Consider the following 1,164-nt stretch of genomic DNA (forward strand, 5'->3'; position numbering starts at 1 on the left):
TCCTTGATTGTACGGTGTAAATTGGTCGTAGAGGCAGCAATGCGAAGCATGAACGGGGTAGTTTTTTGGGCATGAAACGGTGTCCGTGTTGTTAACTGCTTGTCATCAACAGCCTCAAGCACCGCACCTTCATCACTGCTTAACAGTATTGGTGCGGCTTCATTGCTATCAGCCACCACCACACGGTTAAACAGCGGGGTGAGCTTGCTGATTGGCTCGCCTCTATTAACATAGCCCGTGAGTAAATACGCTTTAGGAAAACTAGATTGCCCTGTATTCAATAGCTCTGTCATTGTTCATCCTTGATATTAAACACGTCAAAAATATATATAGTTCCCATGCCCCATATATCATTTTCTTGAATGGGTATTTCTCGTGTTTGCTGAGTACTTAAATCAAATTCATAAAAAAAGTCATCTATATAATACTGACCATTCCCCATTAAATCCTCTGAATCTTTAAACCCTTGACTTAACACTTTATTTTTTTTATCTGAGAAAAAAAACGTCCCTGCTTTTCTTGGTAGTATAATGCGCTTGCTGGGATCTGATAAATCAATCCAATAATTTTTTGGATAACCAAGCCCTTCTGACACAAAATAAATATAATCGCCGAAAGGGGATACTTCTAAATACTTCATAGTAAATTGAGTGTTAAAACCTAAATCGACCTTCTCTATCACGTCGCCATTAAAGTCATGTAACCAGTATTTATTTTTTTTATCGGCTAAAAAGGTTTTGCCATCTGGCAATAAAAACAAGCCATTAGAGTAAATAATTGGCCGCTCAGTAAGTGTTTTAGTGGGTACGTGGTAGTTATAATGCTTACCACTGGCGTAAAAAATCACATTTTCACTGTCTTTGGTCCAATTAAAATGGGCATAGCCATAGCCTTCGCTCATAAAAATAAACTGCTGGGTTTTAGTATCCCAAAGCTCACGTGTGTAGCCAAGTTCATTGTTGTACATTGATATTGCGATATACCGATTATCTGGCGAACGCACCGGTTTATGACCATCGACCATATTCTTACCCGTAAATACCTAAGGGATCCCCAAAAATAATTATTAAGTTTCAATTACATCACTCACATCCATATTTTTCCAATCGATTTGCACTACTACCTGTACGAAATAGGCTAGTCCTTCCAAATAATCTCGCCGTC

At 38.5% G+C, this 1,164-nt stretch carries 2 protein-coding genes; both read right to left on the bottom strand.

Annotated elements, in window-relative coordinates:
- Nucleotides 1-293 (bottom strand): hypothetical protein (locus H5201_RS22420; RefSeq protein WP_182719762.1); only part of this gene is annotated, 293 nt, incomplete at its 3' end.
- The gene (locus H5201_RS22425; RefSeq protein ID WP_182785444.1) at nt 290-1,024 is read right to left on the bottom strand and encodes a hypothetical protein; all 735 of its coding nucleotides are present in this window, start codon (nt 1,022-1,024) and stop codon (nt 290-292) included. The genes H5201_RS22420 and H5201_RS22425, both read right to left, overlap by 4 nt.
- Between the last annotated feature and the right edge of the window lie 140 nt (nt 1,025-1,164).

The organism is Pseudoalteromonas sp. SG43-6 (assembly GCF_014164365.1).
GTDB classification, from domain to species: Bacteria; Pseudomonadota; Gammaproteobacteria; order Enterobacterales; family Alteromonadaceae; genus Pseudoalteromonas; species Pseudoalteromonas rhizosphaerae.